Consider the following 1,105-nt stretch of genomic DNA (forward strand, 5'->3'; position numbering starts at 1 on the left):
GGAAGGTGCGAACAAGTTCCTGATATGAGATCATCATATTCATCCGGAGCGCATCCCAGAGGGACATCATGAGCCATCAACTCACCTTCGCCGATAGTGAATTCAGCACTAAGCGCCGTCAGACCCGAAAAGAGATTTTCCTCTCCCGCATGGAGCAGATTCTGCCATGGCAGAATATGACCGCTGTCATCGAGCCGTTTTATCCCAAGGCGGGCAATGGCCGACGGCCCTATCCGCTGGAGACCATGCTGCGTATTCACTGCATGCAGCATTGGTACAACCTGAGCGACGGTGCCATGGAAGATGCCCTGTACGAAATCGCCTCCATGCGCCTGTTTGCCCGATTATCCCTGGATAGCGCCCTGCCGGATCGCACCACCATCATGAATTTCCGCCACCTGCTCGAGCAGCATCAACTGGCCCGTCAATTGTTCAAGACCATCAATCGCTGGCTGGCCGAAGCAGGCGTCATGATGACCCAAGGCACTTTGGTGGATGCCACCATCATTGAGGCACCCAGCTCTACCAAGAACAAAGAGCAGCAACGCGATCCGGAGATGCATCAGACCAAGAAAGGCAATCAGTGGCACTTTGGCATGAAGGCCCACATTGGTGTCGATGCCAAGAGTGGCCTGACCCACAGCCTAGTCACCACCGCGGCCAACGAGCATGACCTCAATCAGCTGGGTAATCTGCTTCATGGAGAGGAGCAATTTGTCTCAGCCGATGCCGGCTACCAAGGAGCGCCACAGCGCGAGGAGCTGGCCGAGGTGGATGTGGACTGGCTGATCGCCGAGCGTCCCGGCAAGGTAAAAACCTTGAAGCAGCATCCGCGCAAGAACAAAACGGCCATCAACATCGAATACATGAAAGCCAGCATCCGTGCCAGGGTGGAGCACCCGTTTCGCATCATCAAGCGGCAGTTCGGCTTCGTGAAAGCCAGATACAAGGGGCTGCTGAAAAACGATAACCAACTGGCGATGTTATTCACCCTGGCCAACCTGTTTCGGGTGGACCAAATGATACGTCAGTGGGAGAGATCTCAGTAAAAACCGGAAATAACGCCAGAAATGGTGGAAAAAATAGCCTAAATAGGCTGATTCGA

1 protein-coding gene is annotated in these 1,105 nt (G+C 54.3%); it reads left to right on the top strand.

From position 1 onward, the window contains the following. Positions 1-68: 68 nt before the first annotated feature. On the top strand, positions 69-1,049 hold the full coding sequence (locus OOJ59_RS27895; RefSeq protein ID WP_000019445.1) for an IS5-like element ISKpn26 family transposase: 981 nt from the start codon (positions 69-71) through the stop codon (positions 1,047-1,049). Positions 1,050-1,105: the final 56 nt, after the last annotated feature.

Origin of the sequence: Citrobacter sp. W9, from assembly GCF_026719375.1 — a bacterium.
GTDB classification, from domain to species: domain Bacteria; phylum Pseudomonadota; class Gammaproteobacteria; order Enterobacterales; family Enterobacteriaceae; genus Citrobacter; species Citrobacter werkmanii.

What these genes read in the sequence shown, in the direction of transcription:
- OOJ59_RS27895 (WP_000019445.1), top strand. Translation starts at nt 69, where the DNA reads ATGAGCCATCAACTCACCTTCGCCGATAGTGAATTCAGCACTAAGCGC.